General features: G+C 62.6%; 18 protein-coding genes. 8 read left to right on the forward strand and 10 right to left on the reverse strand.

Annotation, left to right across the window (positions count from 1 at the left end; all coding sequences use genetic code 11):
- Positions 1-65 precede the first annotated feature (65 nt).
- Positions 66-1469: a sugar transferase gene (locus tag ACRANW_RS01390; protein ID WP_479432788.1), complete on the forward strand. Its 1404-nt coding sequence runs from the start codon at positions 66-68 to the stop codon at positions 1467-1469.
- A 17-nt stretch (positions 1470-1486) separates the two neighbouring features.
- Here ACRANW_RS01390 and ACRANW_RS01395 read toward each other — a convergent pair whose 3' ends face one another.
- Genes ACRANW_RS01395 through ACRANW_RS01405 form a run of 3 tightly spaced genes read right to left on the reverse strand, consistent with a single transcriptional unit; the run spans position 1487 to position 3377 of the window.
- The gene (locus tag ACRANW_RS01395; RefSeq protein ID WP_479432789.1) at positions 1487-2053 is read right to left on the reverse strand and encodes an LptA/OstA family protein; all 567 of its coding nucleotides are present in this window, start codon (positions 2051-2053) and stop codon (positions 1487-1489) included.
- Positions 2053-2721, reverse strand: coding sequence for an LPS export ABC transporter periplasmic protein LptC (lptC, locus tag ACRANW_RS01400; RefSeq protein WP_479432790.1), 669 nt, complete (start codon positions 2719-2721; stop codon positions 2053-2055). The genes ACRANW_RS01395 and lptC overlap by 1 nt, the downstream gene beginning before the upstream one ends.
- Positions 2722-2756: 35 nt before the next feature.
- Positions 2757-3377, reverse strand: coding sequence for a ribonuclease D (locus ACRANW_RS01405; RefSeq protein WP_479432791.1), 621 nt, complete (start codon positions 3375-3377; stop codon positions 2757-2759).
- A gap of 80 nt (positions 3378-3457) precedes the next feature.
- On the opposite strand from ACRANW_RS01405, the gene ung reads away from it, so the two are divergent.
- Positions 3458-4156 (forward strand): uracil-DNA glycosylase, encoded by a 699-nt coding sequence (gene ung, locus ACRANW_RS01410; RefSeq protein ID WP_479433983.1) that lies wholly within the window; start codon positions 3458-3460, stop codon positions 4154-4156.
- 25 nt (positions 4157-4181) lie between these two features.
- On the opposite strand, the gene ACRANW_RS01415 is transcribed toward ung, so the two are convergent.
- The gene (locus ACRANW_RS01415) at positions 4182-5141 is read right to left on the reverse strand and encodes a Stealth CR1 domain-containing protein (RefSeq protein WP_479432792.1); all 960 of its coding nucleotides are present in this window, start codon (positions 5139-5141) and stop codon (positions 4182-4184) included.
- Positions 5142-5292: 151 nt separating this feature from the next.
- Positions 5293-6555 carry a polyhydroxyalkanoate depolymerase gene (locus ACRANW_RS01420; protein WP_479432793.1) on the reverse strand — a complete coding sequence of 421 codons (1263 nt, stop codon included), beginning with the start codon at positions 6553-6555 and terminating at the stop codon, positions 5293-5295.
- A 203-nt stretch (positions 6556-6758) separates the two neighbouring features.
- On the opposite strand from ACRANW_RS01420, the gene ACRANW_RS01425 reads away from it, so the two are divergent.
- From ACRANW_RS01425 to ACRANW_RS01445, 5 genes are all read left to right on the forward strand, one after another.
- Positions 6759-8621: an ABC transporter transmembrane domain-containing protein gene (locus tag ACRANW_RS01425; RefSeq protein ID WP_479432794.1), complete on the forward strand. Its 1863-nt coding sequence runs from the start codon at positions 6759-6761 to the stop codon at positions 8619-8621.
- Positions 8622-8749: 128 nt separating this feature from the next.
- Complete coding sequence (locus ACRANW_RS01430) at positions 8750-10930, forward strand: M13 family metallopeptidase (protein ID WP_479432795.1); 2181 nt, start codon at positions 8750-8752, stop codon at positions 10928-10930.
- Positions 10931-11010: 80 nt separating this feature from the next.
- Positions 11011-11823 carry an undecaprenyl-diphosphate phosphatase gene (locus ACRANW_RS01435; protein ID WP_479432796.1) on the forward strand — a complete coding sequence of 271 codons (813 nt, stop codon included), beginning with the start codon at positions 11011-11013 and terminating at the stop codon, positions 11821-11823.
- 97 nt (positions 11824-11920) lie between these two features.
- Complete coding sequence (locus tag ACRANW_RS01440; RefSeq protein WP_479432797.1) at positions 11921-12184, forward strand: hypothetical protein; 264 nt, start codon at positions 11921-11923, stop codon at positions 12182-12184.
- A gap of 91 nt (positions 12185-12275) precedes the next feature.
- Positions 12276-12539: a hypothetical protein gene (locus ACRANW_RS01445; protein ID WP_479432798.1), complete on the forward strand. Its 264-nt coding sequence runs from the start codon at positions 12276-12278 to the stop codon at positions 12537-12539.
- Between the two features lie 83 nt (positions 12540-12622).
- Here ACRANW_RS01445 and phhA read toward each other — a convergent pair whose 3' ends face one another.
- Complete coding sequence (gene phhA / locus ACRANW_RS01450) at positions 12623-13513, reverse strand: phenylalanine 4-monooxygenase (RefSeq protein ID WP_479433984.1); 891 nt, start codon at positions 13511-13513, stop codon at positions 12623-12625.
- Positions 13514-13615: 102 nt separating this feature from the next.
- Between phhA and ppk2 the strand changes: the two genes are divergently transcribed.
- Positions 13616-14392 (forward strand): polyphosphate kinase 2, encoded by a 777-nt coding sequence (ppk2, locus tag ACRANW_RS01455; RefSeq protein ID WP_479432799.1) that lies wholly within the window; start codon positions 13616-13618, stop codon positions 14390-14392.
- Here ppk2 and ACRANW_RS01460 read toward each other — a convergent pair.
- Genes ACRANW_RS01460 through ACRANW_RS01475 form a run of 4 tightly spaced genes read right to left on the reverse strand, consistent with a single transcriptional unit; the run spans position 14389 to position 18908 of the window.
- Positions 14389-15237, reverse strand: a complete 849-nt coding sequence (locus ACRANW_RS01460; RefSeq protein WP_479432800.1) for an HTD2 family dehydratase — start codon at positions 15235-15237, stop codon at positions 14389-14391. The genes ppk2 and ACRANW_RS01460 overlap by 4 nt on opposite strands.
- A complete protein-coding gene (locus tag ACRANW_RS01465) occupies positions 15234-16460 on the reverse strand; it encodes an acetyl-CoA C-acetyltransferase (protein WP_479432801.1) in 1227 nt (408 codons plus the stop codon). Before ACRANW_RS01465 ends, ACRANW_RS01460 begins: the two co-directional genes overlap by 4 nt.
- A complete protein-coding gene (locus tag ACRANW_RS01470) occupies positions 16457-17689 on the reverse strand; it encodes a CoA transferase (RefSeq protein WP_479432802.1) in 1233 nt (410 codons plus the stop codon). The genes ACRANW_RS01465 and ACRANW_RS01470 overlap by 4 nt, the downstream gene beginning before the upstream one ends.
- A 1-nt stretch (position 17690) precedes the next feature.
- Positions 17691-18908 (reverse strand): acyl-CoA dehydrogenase family protein, encoded by a 1218-nt coding sequence (locus tag ACRANW_RS01475; RefSeq protein WP_479432803.1) that lies wholly within the window; start codon positions 18906-18908, stop codon positions 17691-17693.
- Positions 18909-18955 lie beyond the last annotated feature (47 nt).

Consider the following 18955-nt stretch of genomic DNA (forward strand, 5'->3'; position numbering starts at 1 on the left):
CTCTTTCCGCTGTAAGGCTATTTACGTAGGACGGTAAGGGTCGCGCCTTGGGGGACTGATCTTTAATGAACCGCGTCACGCCGAAGCTTCTGGAGTCGGCAAGACATCAGGACGTCGACGCCAAACTCGTTCCTTCGCTGGAGCGGCGTCGTCTGCGCGCCTACATCATGCTGATGCTGGCCGATGGCGTGCTGCTCAATCTCAGCTTTGCGTTGGCTGCCTTGCTGTGGGAAGGCCGCTGGCTGGAACCGCGCTCAATGCTGGCAGCCCAAGCCATGATGCCGGTGTTCTTCACGATCGCGATGTACAACAAATCCTACGGCGTACGAGCGCTAGGTGACTGGCTGTTTGCGACACGCAAGGCTCTGATTGCGCTGTTCATCTCGGCAGCGCTGATAAATTTCCTCGCATTCTACACCAAATCGAACGAGGATTTCTCCCGCGCCGCTGTCACGCTCGGCCTGCTGTTCGCGGCCGTTCTTATGATGCTGTTTCGCCGGTTGGTCGCCATGCTGATCCAGCAGCTTTGGGACGGGCGCATTACAAACCGGCTGGTGATTGACGATGGGGGTACCGGCTTCCCCTTTGAAGGCGCAGTCACGATTTCGGCGGCGCAGTACAATCTCGATCCGGGAAGCCATGATCCCTTCATGCTTGACCGGCTTGGCAAGCTGCTGCGCAATCAGGACAAGGTGGTAATCAGTTGTCCGCGCGAACGGCGCGAAAACTGGGCTTTTCTGCTCAAGTCGGCTGGCGTTTATGGCGAGATCGTAAGCGAACCTGCGCACGCGTTGGGCGCCGTAGGCGTGCACAGCTACGACGCGCTTGATCGGACGACGCTGGTGGTTTCCACCGGGCCGCTGGGCCTGCGCGCCCGCGTGTTCAAGCGTGCCTTTGACGTTGCTGTTGCCGGAGGCGCGTTGCTGGTGCTGTCGCCGTTGCTGATTGTGATTGCGATCCTGATCAAGCTGGAAGATCGCGGACCGGTGCTGTTTGTTCAGCGCCGTCTGGGCCGCGGCAATCAGTTCTTCGACATGTTCAAGTTCCGCTCCATGCGCGAAGACAAGCTCGATCACGCGGGCGATCGGTCGGCTGCGCGTGATGATGATCGCATCACCCGCATCGGTGGCTTCATCCGGCGCACCAGCATTGATGAACTGCCGCAGATCATCAACGTGTTGAAAGGCGATATGTCGATTGTCGGCCCCCGCCCCCACGCGCTGGGATCGCGCGCCAACAACAAGTATTTCTGGGACATCGACCGGATGTATTGGCAGCGCCATTGCCTCAAGCCGGGACTGACCGGCCTGGCGCAGGTGCGCGGTCATCGCGGCGCAACTGCGCTGGAAAAAGACCTGACCGATCGCTTGCAGTCTGATCTCGAATATATCGCAGGCTGGTCCTTGCGGCGCGATATCGAAATTGTGCTGCGCACCGTTATGGTGCTCAAACACGATAACGCGTTCTAAGACAGTCGTCGTGCCGCTTACGGCTGGCGGTTCTGTGGAACTGTGAAGCTGCCGGTTACCCGGCCCTGCCCGCCGGGCGTGGCGGCGCCAGAACCCGAAGCACTGCCATCCACGGTCGAAAGCCCGCTGGCGAGATCGATTGTCAGCCGTCCGCCATTGAGGGTGTCCGTGCCGCGGCGCAGGCTGACATTGCCGGCCATGGTGATGATCCGGCGGTTGAAATCATAGATCGCATTGTCGCCAGTGGCGCGTTCATCTCCGCGGGTCACGGTCACGCCGCTGGTTGCGGTGATACGCTGGATTTCAAGCTGGCCGTTATCGGTGAAGTTGACCAGCATCCGATCAGACTGGATCCGCAAACCTGCCTGGTTGACGATCACGCCGCCGCTGAAGATCACCTGATTGGCGCGATCATCGAATACGATCTTTCCTGCGTCATAGGTTACAGGCGCATCGGAATTATGGCGTGCAATGCTCTGGGCATGCAAGGTCATGCCGCCCGTCAGCGCCGCGGCAAGAACAAAGCCGCCAATACCCCAAACCAAGGCAAGCCGACGAAGCGGGGGGCGGGCTGTTCTGGTCATCACGGCATCCTCAACTGGCCGGGTATCATGGTCAGGCGCGCATCGCCTTCGAGTGTGATTGTGCGCGCGGCAAGGTCGGCGCGCATGGTGTTGGCAGAGAAGGTGCCAGCCGGAACTTCGCCCGAAACCCCTTCATCGCCCTGCATCGTGCGCGCTTTGAGATCGACCGAAACGCCACGTGCGACCATCGCGTAGCCATCGGAGGCGGTCAGGCGCACCGGGCCGTCAACCGCCACGGTTTCGGCGTCGATGTTGTAGACCCCGCCGTCTGCACTCAAGCGCGCTGGCCCTTCGGTCAGCAGCAATTGCGCAACCAGATTCTGCATCCGCACCAGCCCTTCAGCGCTGGAACGCTGCACCGCCTCGCCCGCCAGCAAGGAAAATGGGCGCCCTTGGTTGTCGCGCCCGCGATACATGGCGTTATCGACGCTCAGCCGTTCGCTGATCTGCGCGACCTTGTTGCGATCGAGCAGGAAGCTCACCTCACCGCGCGGACTGAGCGGGGTTATGATCATCAGCGCGGCCATCACGCCCACGCCCATCGGCAGCGCCCGCGCCAGAAAGCGCACCAACCGGTCATGCGATCCACCGGGCGCAGCAAATTGCTGGCGGCGACCGCGCAACGCACGCGCTTCACTGGTTTCAATGCGGGTCTGTGCGGGGGGCATCGTGCGTGTCTGCCTGTGGCGTTCTTGAAAGTGGCTTACATATGGCTGAAGATGTCATTCTCGGCCCAGCCGGCGATATCGAGCAGCGCGCGCGTCGGCAGGAAATCGAAGCACGCCTGCGCCATGGCCATGCGGCCTTCGCGTTCCAGACGCACGGTCAGTTCATCGCGCAAGCGGTGGAGGTAGCGCACGTCCGACGCGGCGTAATCACGCTGCGCGTCCGACAAGACCGGCCCGCCCCAGTCGGAGCTTTGCTGTTGCTTGGAAATGTTTTCGTTCAGCAATTCGTCGACCAGGTTCTTGAGGCCATGCCGGTCGGTATAGGTACGCACCAATTTGCTGGCGATCTTGGTGCAGAACACCGGCCCGGCCATGACGCCAAGGTAGTAGTGCACCGCCGCCAGATCGAACCGGCCAAAATGGTAGATCTTCACCCGCGCCGGATCGCTCAGGATCGCTTCCAGATTGGGCGCGTCATAGCGGCTGCCCGGATTGAAGCGCACCAGATGCTCGTCACCCGACCCGTCAGAAATCTGCACCACGCACAGCCTGTCTCGCGGGGTGATGAGACCCATCGTCTCGGTATCAACGGCAAGGTCGCTGGTGCCGGTCAAAACGCCTTCGGGGAGGTCTTCTTCATGGAAATACACGGTCATGGCGTTCGCCCTACGCCGATTGGGGAAAGAGGGGAAGCGCTCAGTGGCGTGCGTGGACGCGGCGTGCCAATTTGGCGATGATGACACATGACACGATCCCCGAAAGCTGGCGCAGCGTGCTGGAGCCGGTGCTGGCCGCGCCGGAAGCCCGGAAACTGGGCGGCTGGCTCAAGGCTGAGGAAGCGGCGGGCAAACAGGTCTATCCGCCACGCGGGACCCGGCTGGCGGCGTTGGCGCTGACCTCGCTGCCGGATGTGCGCTGCGTGATCCTGGGGCAGGATCCCTATCACGGGCCGGGACAGGCGCACGGCCTTGCGTTCTCGGTGCAGGCGGGCGTGCGCGTGCCGCCCTCGCTGGTAAACATCTACAAGGAGCTGGAGGCTGATCTTGGCCTGCCGCGCGCGCAGACCGGAGATCTGACGCCATGGGCGCGTCAGGGTGTGCTGCTGCTCAATAACACGCTGACGGTCGAAGCGGGTCAGGCCGGCAGCCATGCGGGGCGCGGGTGGGATGCAATCACCGATGCCGCGGTCGCCGCCGTCGCGGAGCGTGACGCGCCGACGGTGTTCATTTTGTGGGGCAGCCATGCCCGAAAGAAGGCAAGCCGTGTGCCCGCGCTTGCCCGCGCAGGTGCCGGATCGAGCCACCATCTGGTGCTGACATCTGCCCACCCCAGCCCGCTATCCGCGCATAACGGCTTCTTTGGATCGCGCCCCTTCAGCCAGACCAACGAATTTCTTGCACAGCACGGACGCGGCGCGATTGACTGGCGATTGTGAGAGGTGCCGACAGGCCGCCACTCTTTCACGCCGCGATTGCGCGCTCGATCCAGTCTCGGGTGTCAGGAATGGCAGCTTCGACCTGTGGCAGATCATTGATGCACAGGAACTTGAACTGCGGCTGGAGCGCGCGGGCCAGAAGCGCGCGGACAGCGGGCAGCGGATAATCCAGCACCGCGCCGGTGCGCAGATGCAGGTGGTCGTCGACCGTGTGGATCACCGCGCCACCGGCCGCAATCCAGGCGTGATTGTGCAGGCCTTGTGGCAGGAATTGCGAAACGCAGCGGAAGCGGTGAGCGATATTGGCGACAAACGCGGCCCGGTGCTCATCATAAAGCCGTGCCATCATTGATCGGCGCATCGGATGAACGACGTGCGCGGCGCGGAACAGACGCTCAGGCGCAAAACCCGCCAGCGCGGCGGCGTTGATCTGGGTGATCGGGTGCAGCAGCGCAGGGTCAACGCGGCTGCCAGGGTCGGCCGCCAGGGTGCGGTAATCGACCCAACGCCCGCGCAGCACCGGCGCATCGCCGCGGAACACATCGCCCGGCGCCAGGGGCCCGGTGAGAAACACGTCGTCATTGAAATAGACGAAGTGTTCCGCCAGCCCCGGAATGCGCCACAGCAGCGTTTCGATCGCCAAGGAATTGAAGGTCGGCAGCACGTCCTCGTGACCGGCAAAGACTGTGCGATGATCGACAATCGTGATCCGGTCCAGCAAGCCACGCGGCAGGCGGGAAAGATCGGGGGTCTGCGCATCGGTGACGATCCAGATGCGTCCAATCCACGGGGCATGATTGGCGATCGAGCGCACGCAATAGCTCAATTCGTCATTGCAGGCCCAGCGGTGCGGATTGATCGCGTTGGCATGAAGCGCGGCGCCCGCCGTCTGATAATGCTGCCGTTTGGCACGATGAAGCGGATCCCCACCGTCGACCCACGTTATGACCGCGTCGATACGCGCGGTGCTGCCAATACTTTGCATAAGTCCCGTCCGGACAAGAGTATAGTCTGCCACGATAGACCAGGACGACGGCGCCTTTGACGCGCCGGGTGAAATAAGTCAATCTTATGAAATTAACGCAGGATTGCCTGAAGCCAGGCGGACCCTCACGCGCTCAAGCCCAGCAGCGCACCTATGCTGAGTGGGTAGCGATCCATTCTTCCACCACCGGGGCGACCTTGTCACGCCAGCGGCTGCCGTTGAAGATGCCGTAATGGCCTGCGCCTTCGGCCATGTAATACCGCTTCTTGGCGTCGGGCAGGTTCGGTGTCAGCGCCAGCGCCGCGCGCGTTTGGCCAAGGCCCGAGATGTCGTCCCGCTCCCCCTCGATCGCCAACAGGGCGGTGTCTGTGATCTGGGTAATATCGACCAGCGTGCCCTTGTGGCGGAACTCGCCCTTCGGGATCGAGTGCTTCTGGAACACCTCTTCCACGGTCTGGAGATAAAACTCCGCTGTCATGTCGCATACGCTGCGATATTCGTCGTAGAAATCCTTGGTCGCCTGCGCGCTAGCATCGCCGGCTTTGTCGCCCACAGTGAGGTGTTTGAACATCTCGTAATGGCTCATCATGTGGCTCGAGAGGTTCATCGACATGAAGGCGTTAAGTTGCATGAAGCCCGGATAGACCCGGCGACCAGAGCCCGGATATTTCATCGGCACAGTGGCGATCACGGACTGGCGGAACCATTCGATCGGGCGCTGCATCGCCATGGTGTTGACCGAGGTGGGGCATTCGCGCGTGTCGATCGGCCCGCCCATCATCGTCAACGTCGCAGGCGTCGCGGGCGATTTGTGGAGGTTCATCAGCGCGGTCGCGGCAAAGGCCGGAACGCTCGGCTGGCACACCGCCATCATGTGGATGCGCTGGCCCTTTGCCCCGTCACTATTGGCATCGGCATGAACATGCTCGGTGAATTCGATCAGGTATTCGATATATTCATCGAGGTCGAATTGCCCGGCGCTTTGCGGCACCATTTTGGCATCGGCCCAGTCGGTAATGAACACATCGGCCGATTCCAGCATCCGCTCCACTGTGCCGCGCAGCAGCGTGGCGTAATGACCGCTCATCGGAGCGACCATCAACAAGCGCGGGCGATCCGCGGCTGCGCCTTCCACCGTAAAGTGCAGCAGATCGCCAAAGGGACGGGTGAGAGCCACCTGTTCGGTGACCGCATGGACCTTACCATCGATTACAACGCTGGTGAGGCCGAACGCGGGCTTGCCATAAGGTGCGGTGGCGTGGGCAAACACTTCCATCGCATTGGCCACCATCGGCCCGATCCCGGTATAGCCCAGGGGATTGGCCGGGTGGGACAGCATTTCGGCACTGATGGAAGCAAGCGCGCTGGCGCTGTTCATCCAGCTGCGCTGGAGCTCATAAGCGTGGTAAAGCATCGGGTTACCTCAAGCAGCGAACGGTCTGGTGCCGCGTTAGAGCCGCGGCTTTCCCGAATAGATGCGCCTTTGCGGGCCGTTGTGCAATGCACAATTATAGAGCCTGCATGGCGGCGGCTACGCTCCAGCCACTCCCAAGGCACAGGGGCCTGCTGCTTTTTGCACGTGAAATTCGCGCAATGGACCGCTAGAGCGCTGCAATCATGAATGTCGAAATCCAGAAGCGCGAACTCTCTGACACATCGGCTCCTGCCGAGACCGTGGCCGGGCTGCCCGAACCAGCGACAATTGTTGACGACGAGGCGGCGCCCAAATCGCGTTCGCTCGGTCCGCTCAGGATGGTGTTCAACACCGCCATCCAATACCCGCGCGAAATCGCCCTCGCGCTGCTTGCACTGGTGATTACGTCAGGGGCAACGCTGGCGATTCCATGGCGTTTCAAGGTCATTATTGATGAGGCTTTCGGCGGCAATGCGACCCCCGCCGCGATCGGCACCGCATTTCAATATCTGCTGATGATCGTGGTGGTGCTCGGCATTGGCACGGCGATGCGGTTTTATTTCGTCAGCTGGCTTGGGGAACGCGTGGTGGCCGATGTCCGGCTGAAAGTGCAGGCCAATCTGCTGCGCCTTTCGCCCGGCTTTTACGAGGTGAACAGCCCCAAGGAAATCTCCAGCCGGATGACATCGGACACTGCGATCATTGAAAACGTGGTCGGCACCACGGTTTCAGTCGCGCTGCGCAATTCGTTGACCGCCATCGGCGGCATCGCGCTGCTGATCTTCCTCGCGCCATCGCTCACGCTGGGCCTCCTGATCGGCATTCCCTTGGTGATCGCGCCCATCGTGTTCTTTGGACGCAAGATCCGCGCAGTTTCGCGCACCAGTCAAGACCGGATCGCGGATGTTGGCGCCTACGTGACCGAAGTGTTGTCCGCGATGAAGATCGTGCAGAGTTTCGGGCAAGAGCGGCGTGAAGGCGAACGCTTTGCCGGCGTTGTCGAGGAAACCTTCGCCATCGCCCGGAGGCGCATCATTTTGCGCGCGGCCATGACCTCTGTGGTGATTTTGCTGGTGTTCGGCGCGATCACGCTGGCGATGTGGCGCGGCGCACTCGCTGTGAATGAAGGCACGATAACGCCGGGCGATATGGGCTTCTTCGTGTTTACCGGCATTCTGGTGGCCGGCGCGCTGGGCTCGCTCACGGAAGTTTACGGCGATCTGCTGCGCGGTGCAGGCGCGGCGAGCCGGTTGGCCGAACTGCTTCAAGCGCAGCCTGACATCGCCCCTCCGGCCCGTCCTGAACGCCTGCCTACACCGGCACGCGGCAGTCTTTCGTTCCGCAACGTCACCTTCCGTTACCCGGCACGGCCGGGAACTGAAGCGCTCGGGGACTTCACACTCGAAATCGAGCCGGGGGAGACCATCGCCATTGTCGGCCCATCAGGCGCGGGCAAATCGACGATTTTTCAACTTGTCGAACGGTTCTACGATCCGCAGAGCGGGACGATCCGGATCGACGGCGTGCCGCTGACCAGCGCCGATCCGGGCGAGGTCCGTTCGCGCATCGCGCTGGTGCCGCAGGACGGCGTGCTGTTCAGCGCCAATGCCCGCGACAACCTGCGTTACGGCCAATGGGACGCGAGCGACGAGGATATCTGGGACGCCGCCCGCGCCGCCAATGCCGAAACCTTCCTTCGCGCGCTTCCGCAAGGGCTTGACACCTATCTTGGCGAAGGCGGCACGCAGTTGTCAGGCGGCCAGCAACAGCGCGTCGCCATCGCCCGCGCGCTGCTGCGCGATGCGCCGATCCTGCTGCTGGATGAAGCGACCAGCGCGCTGGATGCCGAAAGCGAACAATTGGTGCAGCAGGCGCTCGACGGGCTGATGCAGGGCCGCACCACGCTGGTGATCGCCCATCGCCTCGCCACGGTGCGTGCGGCGGACCGGATTGTGGTTCTGGAAAACGGACGCATCGTCGAACAGGGCACGCATGAGGCGCTGAGCAAGGCGGGCGGGCTTTACGCAAGGCTTGCCAGCCTGCAATTCGCCAACGCGACCGCCTGACCTTTTCGACCCTAACCTTTTCGACGAAACGCACGGCCCGCCGGATAAGCGGCGACCGCTTGGCGCAGGCGACGTTAATGTGGCCCGCTTTAGAGATATCGTCGAAGCTTTTCAGGGACACATCCACCATGATTCACAAGACCGCCGCCCTTCTCGGCGCAAGCCTGATCGCGCTCGCCGCGCCAGCCTTTGCCAATAACGATAGCCACGGCCACGACGACAGCGGCGCGGCCGCGTATCTGGTTCAGGCGACCACCGATGCGCCCGCAGCGCAATTGCCGACCATGAGCTTTGGTGAATGGGGCGTCGATCCCGATCTGCTGGCCGACGATATTACACCGGGCGATGACTTTAACGCCTACGTCAACAAGCGCTGGATCGACGCGAACCCGTTGCCCGCCGATTTCAGCCGTATCGGTGCCTTCACCTTGCTTGGTGAAAAGAGCACCGCTGACGTCAAGGCGCTGATGGACGAGTTGATGGCCAAGGACCAGGCCACCCTTTCGGGTGACGAACGCCGCATCGTGGACGCCTATCGCACCTATCTTGATACAAGCGCCATCGAAGCGGCCGGCCTTGCCCCTGCGCAGCCCTATCTGGCCCGGATCAAAGGCGCCGCGACGCTGAACGATCTCGCCATGTTGTGGGCCGAGCCGGGCTTTGCCAGCCCGATTGGTGCGGGCGTGGGCGTGGATGCCAAGCAGCCCGATCGCCACATTGCCAACGTCGGCTTCGGCGGGTTGGGGATGCCGGACCGCGATTACTATCTCGACACGTCGGAAAAGGGCCAGGCGATCCAGGCCAAGTACAAGGAATACCTCGCCTTTCTGCTGGGCGAGGCTGGCTACGGCGATCCCGCCGCGATGGCCGAAACCGTCTATGCCTTTGAAGACACCATTGCGCGCACCGTGGCGTGGGATCGCACCGTGCGTCGCAACCGCGATCTGACCTACAACCTGCTGACCGCTGACGAACTCGCCGCAATCGGCGGCGCCGTTCCCGTCGCGGCCATGCTCCAGCAGATCGGCGTTGCGGAAAGCCCCGGCTTCGTTGTCAGTCTGATGCCGCCAACGGCTGAGGAAATCGCGCAATACAAGCTGGACGACGCAACCCTTGCCAAGATCGGCACCGGGCTTCCTGGCATGTTCGCGCTGATCGGCGAAACCCCGGTTGCAGTGCTGCAAGCCTGGATGGCCAAGGAGTTCCTGTCCAGCCACGCCGCCGTGCTGCCTTCGCGCTTCGATGAAGCAAACTTCGCATTCTACGGCCAGACCCTGCGCGGAACGCCCGAGCAGCGTCCGCGCTGGAAGCGCGCCATCGGCGAATCCGAGGGTCTGTTGGGCGAGTTGATCGGCAAGTCCTATGTCGCGCGCTACTTCCCGGCAGAAAACAAGATCGCGATGGATGAACTGGTCGCCAACCTGCGCGTGGCGCTGCGCGAATCCATTGCCGAAATTGACTGGATGGGCGAAACCACCAAGACCCAGGCGTTGGCCAAGCTCGACAGCTTTGACCCCAAAATCGGCTATCGCCCCAACCTGGAAACCTATGAAGGCCTCGCCATCATGGCGGGCAATCCGATCGCCAATCGCATGGCAGCGGCCCGTTGGCAGCTGGCCGACAATGTCGCCAAGCTGGGCGAACCCATCGACCGCACCGAATGGGGCATGCTCCCGCAGACGGTGAATGCCTATTACAACTCGGTGAAGAACGAGATCGTGTTCCCCGCCGGCATTCTGCAACAGCCGTTCTTCGCGCTCTCTAACGACATCGCGGTCAATTACGGCGCGATCGGAGGGGTAATCGGGCATGAGATCGGCCACGGGTTTGACGATCAGGGGTCCAAATCGGACTCCACCGGAGCCTTGCGCAACTGGTGGACCGATGATGACCGCGCCGCCTTTGATGAACTCGGCAATCGTCTCGTGGCACAGTACAACGCCTTCTGTCCGCTTGATGATGGCACAACCTGCGTCAACGGCCGCTTGACGCTGGGCGAGAATATCGGCGATGTCGGCGGCCTCAGCATGGCCTACCGCGCCTACAAGATCGCGACCAAGGACACAGACGTACCGGTGATCGACGGCTTGTCCGGCGATCAGCGCTTCTTCCTCGCCTGGGCGCAGGTGTGGCGTTCCAGCCAGCGCGAGGCGAACTATCGCAACCGCCTCGTCACCGACAGCCACAGCCCGGAAGAATACCGCGTCAACGGCGTCGTGCGTAACCTCGATGAATGGTACGAGGCCTTTGGTGTCAAACCCGACGATGCGCTGTATCTGCCGCCCGAAGAGCGCGTGCGCATCTGGTAAATCCTTTCAAGGCCCGCCCCATCAACCGGGCGGGCCTTTTGGTTTGACTTGCCCCCCCCTCTCGGCAAAGCGCTGCGGCTATGAATGAAACCATCGTCGCCATTCTGCTCGGCATTCTTGAAGGACTGACCGAGTTTCTGCCCGTGTCATCGACCGGGCACCTGATCTTGGCGTCGGAGCTGTTCGGCTATGACGCGGCGCAGTGGGCGCAGTTCAATGTGGTGATCCAGCTGGGCGCGATTCTGGCCGTGGTCGTCACCTATTTCCGGTACCTTTGGGGGATGTTCCTCGGCCTGCTCACGTGGGAGCAGACCTCGGTCTTGTTTGTCCGCAACCTGATGGTCGGCTTCACACCCGCAGCGGTGATCGGGCTGCTGGCCAAGGATCAGATCTTTGCGCTGCTGGAAAGTCCGCTGGTGGTCGCCTGGGCGCTACTGGTGGGCGGGGTGGCGATGATCGGGCTCGAAAAGACCGTTCGCCCTGGTGAGGACAGTGGCGTGGCAGCAATTCCGTTGAAAAAGGTCATCGGCATCGGTTTTATCCAGTGTCTGGCGATGATCCCCGGCACCAGCCGTTCGGGCGCGACCATCCTGGGCGCGCTGGCAATGGGTGTGGGGCGCAAGACCGCGGCGGAATTCAGCTTCTTTCTGGCCGTGCCCACCATGCTTGGCGCAGCAACCGTCAAGATCGCGTCCGATCCCGAAGCCCTGATGGCAGGCGGCGGATTGGTGGGCTGGCAGGAAATCATGATCGGCCTTGTCGCAGCGTTTGTGGCCGCAATGGTCGTGATCCGCGCCTTTGTGACCTATGTGGGCCGTTTCGGATTTGCCCCGTTTGGCTACTACCGCATACTTATTGGCGGGGCCGCGCTGGTGTGGCTGCTGGCGCGCTAGACCCACCATTGCGGAACCACCCCGTGCCTTGCTGGTTTTGGAGGTACGAAGGCCGTGTCGGCCATCAAAGCGGCTGCTGACGGAGACATCGGGTAAAATGGCGTTGTTGGTGTTGATCGTGTTGGGGGCAACGCTGGGCTGGCTGGCTTCAATCATGGCCCGCACGGAAGCGCCTGGCACCATTCTGCGTCAGGTTGCGCTTGGCATGATCGTATCGGTGATCGCCGGCGAGATCGCCAATGAAGGCACCATGATCGGCAGCCTTTCGATAGTCAGCCTCGGCATCGCGCTGGCCGCTACCGGAGTGGCGCTGGTGCTTTATCATGCGCTGGGCGCCCTGACGACGCGCTCGCGCACATGAAAATTTTTCAAGCACTGGAACATTTGCCCGGAATCGCTCTATAGCCCCGTTCGGCAGGCCGTCGCCTGCCAGCCAGTTTATGGAGAGCATTATGAAGTTCACGTCCAAGCACACTGCCTTCTTTGCCGCCGCAGCCCTCGGTCTGTCGCTCGCCGCCTGCCAGGGCCCGAACGAAGAAGCCGCCGACGAGCAGGGCGATGCCATGGTCGATGCCGTCGATGAAAAGGCTGATGCCATGGAAGATGCCGGCCAGATCACCGATACGCAGGAAGATGCGATGGTTGATAACGCCGAAGCCAAGGCCGATGCCATGGAAGCCAAAGGCGAAGCCGTTGACGAAGCCACCGGCCAGTAATTACGCGTTCGTCAGCCAGTAATGGTTGGAGCGCTAAAAAAGGCGGCTTGGAACTTCGGTTCCGGGCCGCTTTTCTTTTGCGCTCAGACCGGTTTCGCGCCGCTGCCTCGCCCGCCGCGCAGGTGATATTCCTGCGTGCCCCGGTGCAGCACATTGTCAACATCGATCACCGCCGCGTTGGCATAAGTAAACCCGGCCGGAAGGCTACGATACAGCCGGTCAAAATCGCGCTCCACTGTCTGACGATAAAGATCGCCGAAGCTCGGGATCACGAAATAGGTCGGTTGCAGATCGCTGATGACGTAATCGGTGCGCATCACCCGGTCGACATTCAGCATGATCCGGTTGGGACTTTCGCCCTCCACGGCAAAGCGCGCCTCTGTCGGGCCTGAGAGGATGCCCGCCCCATAGGCGCGCACGCCGCTATCTTCCTCGATCAGGCCGAATTCCACCGTGTACCAGTACAGCGCGCCCAGCGCCTTCAAGCGGTTGTAGCGCATCGCCTTCCACCCGGCGCGGCCATATTCCTGCATATAGTCGGCATAGGTGGGATCGGTCAGCATTGGGACATGACCGAACACATCGTGAAACACGTCCGGCTCCTCGATGTAATCGAAGGTTTCGCGGGTGCGGATGAAGTTCCCTGCGGGAAAGCGCCGGTTGGCCAGATGCCAGAAGAACACGTGATCGGGGATCAGCATTGGCACCGGCACCACGCTCCACCCAGTCAGCGCGCCCAGTTCTTCCGACAAAACGCCGAACTCCGGCACGCCCCCACGCCCCAGATCGAGCTTTTCCAAACCGGCCAGAAAGGCGCTGCACGCTCGTCCGGGCAGAAGCTCCATCTGGCGGGCGAACAGGTCATTCCAGACCGCGTCATCCTCGGACGTATAGGCGGTTTGTGCCGGTTCCAGCCAATCCTCGCCCACATGGGCTGGCTTGGCGAGCGGGGCAGTGAAGACATCGCCCGTCATTTCGGGCAGAGTGGCAAAATCGGGCTGGGGGTCTGCAAGTGTGGCCATATCGTTGCCGGACATAGGCTCTTCTTGCAGCCTGCACAAACGAAGGAGCGGCCAATGGGGATGAAGCGCAAGGAATATGAGGCGGCGCTTGAACCGCTGACCTTGGAACTGGTCAGCATGGCGCGCTGGGCCAAGACAACCGGCGCACGGATCGTCGTGCTGTTCGAAGGCCGCGATACTGCGGGCAAGGGCGGGGCGATTACGGCGGTGCGCGACAAGCTCAATCCGCGCCAGTGCCGCACCGTGGCGCTGCCCAAGCCGACCGAGATCGAAGCGGCGCAATGGCATTTCCAGCGCTATGTCCCGCACCTGCCCGCTGCGGGCGAGATCGTGCTGTTCGACCGGTCATGGTACAACCGCGCGGGCGTCGAAAAAGTGATGGGCTATGCCTCCGAAGCCGAAGTCGCGGCGTTTCTTACAGCGGCGCCGGCCTTCGAAAAGATGCTCGTCGATGATGGCATCCTGCTGTTCAAATACTGGCTTACCACCGATCAGGCGCAGCAGGAGGAACGGCTGCGCGAACGGCTGGACGATCCGCTGAAGCGCTGGAAGCTGTCGCCGATCGATCTGGCTGCGCGGGCGAAATACACCGAATATACCAAGGCGCGCGATGCGATGCTGAAAGCGACCCACACGACACACGCACCGTGGACACTGGTCGATTTCAACGATCAGAAGCGCGGGCGGCTGACGCTGGTCAGTGATCTCCTCAGCCGCATCCCCGATACGCATGAAGCGCCCGCTGGAATCGACTTCCCCGATCTGGGCAAGCCGCCGGTGAAGGAAAGCTACAAGGTGCTGAAGCCGATCAAGGATTACCCGCTGGATTAAACCGATGCGCTCGCCTGCGTGATCTGCCGCCCGTCATCAGCAAAGGCGGCAAGGTCGTAGCCCTTGTCGGTTTGGCGCATCACCAGATGCAGCGGTTCGCCTGCAACGGCGGGAGAAAGACCACGGAAGGTGAAGCCGCGCAGCCGGTTTTCGCCCAGTTCTCCGGCCACAAGTTGCAACAGCAGGCTCGCGATCAGGGGGCCATGGACCACGAGCCCGCGATACCGCTCGACGTCTGTCGCATAAAGCGCATCGTAGTGGATGCGGTGGGTGTTGAAGGTCAGCGCGGAGTACCGGAACAGCAGGCGCGGATCAGGGGTGATGGTGCGGTGGGCGTCCCATCCGGATGGGTCGAAAAGCCCTTCTCCCGGCAGTGGCGGGCTGAGCGGCGCTTCGGGCGCGGCAGCTTCGCGGTAAACCAGCGTCTGCGTTTCAATCACCGCCAGCGTGCCATTGGCGCGGATGTGATGCTCGACATCGACAAACGCGAGCCGGCCCGATCCGCCCTCTTTCTCGCTCACCGAAGCAATCCGGCTGACACGTTCGATCACCGCACCGATTGCGACGGGCGCGTGGAACGCGATCTTCGACGAAGCCCACATCCGGCGCGGCATCGCGAAGGGCGGCAGGAAGCTGGCGGGCGAATTGTCACGCGCCGGGTGGCCGTCCGCGCCAAGCCTGTCGGTGGCAGCGTCAGGCGTGCAAAGCGCGAAATGGATGCCCTGCGGCATGATCGCAGGGCTCGGGCGCGGCAGATCGAAGGTGGCGAGCCAGCGCGCCGCCAGCCCTTCGTCGAGCCGGTCCTTGGCGCGGGCTTCGCGCCCGATCCACGCGTCGAAGGTCATGCGGCGCGCTCGAACACCGCAGCGATGCCCTGCCCGCCGCCGATGCACATCGTTTCCAGCCCGTAGCGCACCCCGCGCCGGTGCATTTCATGCGCCATGTCGGCAAGAATGCGCCCGCCGGTTGCGCCGATGGGGTGGCCCAGCGAAATGCCCGATCCGTTGACGTTGAGGATATCGCGGCGCGGATCGTCCGCGCTCCAGCCCCAGCCTTTGAGCACAGCGAGCACCTGCGGCGCGAAGGCTTCGTTGAGTTCGACCAGCCCGATATCGTCCCAACGATATCCGCGCCGGGCAAACAGGCGCTCCACGGCAGGCACCGGGCCGATGCCCATGCGCGAAGGATCACACCCGGCCGCCGCCCAGCCGCCGAACCATAGCATCGGAGTAAGTCCGAGTTCCTCCAGCTTGTCCTCCGCCACCACAAGGCAGGCCGCTGCTGCATCGTTCTGCTGGCTGGCGTTTCCAGCCGTGACAATGGCGTCTGGATCGCGTTTGCCATCGATGGGGTACAGCTTGCCCAGCGTCTCCATCGATGCATCGGTGCGGTAGCCTTCGTCGTGGTCGAAGATCACCGGATCGCCCTTCCTTTGTGGAATCGCGACCGGCACCAACTGCTGCGCAAACTTGCCTTCAGCCCAGGCCCGCGCCGCGTTCTGGTGCGAACTGACGGCGAAAGCGTCAGCCTCCTCCCGCGAGATGCCGTAATCCTTGGCGAGGTTTTCGGCGGTTTCGATCATCCCGGAAATCACGCCGAAGCGTTCAACCGGCTGGCTCATCACCCGGCCCCGGCTCAGGCGATCATGCAAGGTAAGATCACCCATCCGCACACCGCCGCGCGCGGCCAGCGTGTAATGTTCGACATTCGACATGCTTTCAACGCCACCCGCCACCACGACATCGGCCATGCCGGTTTCCACCATCATCGCCGCAGTCGCCACGGCCTGCACGCCCGATCCGCAGCGGCGATCCAGTTGAAATCCGGGGACTTCGATGGGCAGCCCCGCGGCAAGCCAGCTCCAGTGGCCGATAGCTGGCGCTTCGCCATTGCCGTAGCCTTGGGAGAACACCACGTCATCGACGCGCGCAGGATCGATGCCGCTGCGTTCCATCAGCGCCTTGAGGATCACTGCGCCAAGCTGCCCTGCATTCATGGCGCTGAGGCCGCCGAGGAACTTGCCCACAGGCGTGCGCAGCGGCGAAACGATGGCGGCTCTTCTGGTCATGGTCTGTCCTTATCACTCAACGCCACCGTCCCCGCATCGACCAGCTTGCCGATCGCGCCCGCGGACAGCCCCAGCTTTTCAGCCAGCACTTCCTCGGAATGCTGCCCGAGGAACGGCGCTGGCGCAGGGTTGCCCGCGTCGCGGCCCGGTAGGTTCGCAAAGGACCGGGTGGCGGGATAATCAAAGCCCGAAGGGTTGGCGGGCGCAGGGCCGAACAGCGGATTATCCGCCACCAATTGCCTGTCATTCGCGGCTTCATAAGCGGTGCGGTAACGCTCGAACGTGCAGCCCTGCGCGGCCAGGCGCGCTTCAAGGTCGGCATAGTCCAGCGCAGCCGCAGCGCTCTGGAACAGCGTGAACAGTTCCGCGCGGTGCTGGAAGCGCGGTGTATCGCCATCGGCAAAGCGCACGCCATATTCGGCTTCCAGCACGCCGATGCCGCCTTCGACCCCGAAGGCCTTGACCAGCCCGGTCCACTGCTTGGGCGTCAGCGCGGCGACCATGAAGCGTGTCCCATCACGGCTGCGAAAATCGCGCCCGAACGCGCCCCAGATCGCATTGCCAAGCCGTTCGCGATCGCCGCCGCGATACAGCACTTCGGCCATCAGCCCGGCGTTCGCCATGGTGCCGATCGCCACGTCGCCCAGCGGCAGGCGCACTTCACTGCCCTCTCCGGTCTTGTCGCGGTGGCGCAAGGCGGCGAGCAAGGCGAACGCGCCATAGGCTCCGGTGATGAAGTCCCATGCCGGGAGCACCTGATTGACCGGCGGTGCCGTCGCGGGATCCCAATCCTCCGGCCCGCACATCAGCGGGTATCCGGCGGCGGCGTTGACGGTGAAATCCATCGCCTGGCGCCCATCGTTCCAGCCCATCACGCGCAAAGACACCATGTCGGCCCGCTTGGCCTGCATCGCGGCGTGGCTTAGGAAGCTGCGTTCGGGCAGGTTGGTGATGCACTGGCCGACGCTGGCGGCCAGTTCCACCAGCAATTCGCGCCCCTCGCCCGATTGCAGGTCGAGCGCCACCGATTTCTTGGCGCGGTTGAGATTCTCCCACGACAGCGAGCGCCCTTCGCGCGTCAGCATATAGCGGTTGTAATCGAGCCCGCCCGCCGTGTGGTCCACCCGGATCACTTCGGCCCCCATCTGCGCGCAGTACAGGCCCGCAGTGGGCGAAGCGACGAAGCTGGAAACTTCGACGATGCTCAGGTCATCGAGAAGGTCATACATCTCAGGCGTTGGCCGCCCATTCGCGCAGCATGTGCTTGGCGATCTGGAGCTGTAGGATCTGGGTCGTGCCTTCATAGATGCGGTAGATGCGCGCATCGCGGAAGAAGCGTTCGGCATCGTATTCGGCAAGGTAGCCAGCCCCGCCATAAATCTGCACCACGCGATCAACTACCCGGCCGCACATCTCGCTGGCGAAGACCTTGAAGGCGGCGGCCTTCACAAGGATGTTCTCGCCCCGATCAGCCCGCGCGGTGACATCGGCCATCATTGCTTCAGCGGCGTAGATTTCGATCTCGCTGTCAGCCAGCATCGCCTGGATCAGCTGGAAATTGGCAATTGGCTCGCCAAAGGCCTTGCGCTCATTGGCGTAACGCAGCGCCGAATCGAGCGCGCGGCGGGCATAGCCGGTGGCCGCTGCGCCTACGCTGATCCGCCCGTTGTCGAGGCTCTTCATCGCGAAAACAAAACCCTTGCCGGTCTCTGCGCCAAGCAGCGCGTCACCCGGCACGCGCACATCATCAAGCATGATGTCGCAGATGTGGCTGCCGGACTGGCCCATCTTCTTGTCGGGCGATCCGGTCGAGATACCCGGCGTGGTCATCGGCACAAGGAAGGCGGAGACGTGAGCATTCTTGGGCAGCGCGTCCTTGTTGGTGCGCGCCATGATCAACGCGACATCGGCGTGCGGCGCGTTGGTGATGTAGCGTTTGGTGCCGTTCAGGATCCAGCCGTTGCCGTCGGGATCCGGCACCGCCGTCGTCGCAAGCCCCGCGCTGTCGCTGCCCGAACCCGGCTCGGTCAGGCCGAAACAGGCGATCTTGCCTTGGGCAATCTGCGGATACCATTCGGCCTTCTGGGCCGGCGTGGCGCCATTTTTAAGCGCGCTGGAAAACATCCCCACATTGATCGAGAAGATCGAACGATAGGCGGGCGCCGCGTAGGCCATGATATTCACGACGCGCGCATATTGCGTCATGTTAAGGCCTGCGCCGCCGAATTCCTCGGGCACCGAAAGGCCAAACAGCCCCATGTCGCGCATCTCTGCAAGGATCGCGTCCGGCACCCGATCTTCAGCAATCACCTGCGCTTCGGCGGGGATCAACCGTTCGCGGACATATCGCTGCAACTGCTCGGCAAATTGTTCGAAGATGTCTTCGTCCATGCCCGGATTTGAGGCGCTGGGATTGGCGGGCGCGGTGAGCTTTGTGGGGGCATTCATGGTGAGCAGTGTCCTTGAACGGTAAGTCGGGCGGGCGACCTTTGCGC

The organism is Erythrobacter sp. 'gip.4 top 5' (assembly GCF_056495765.1).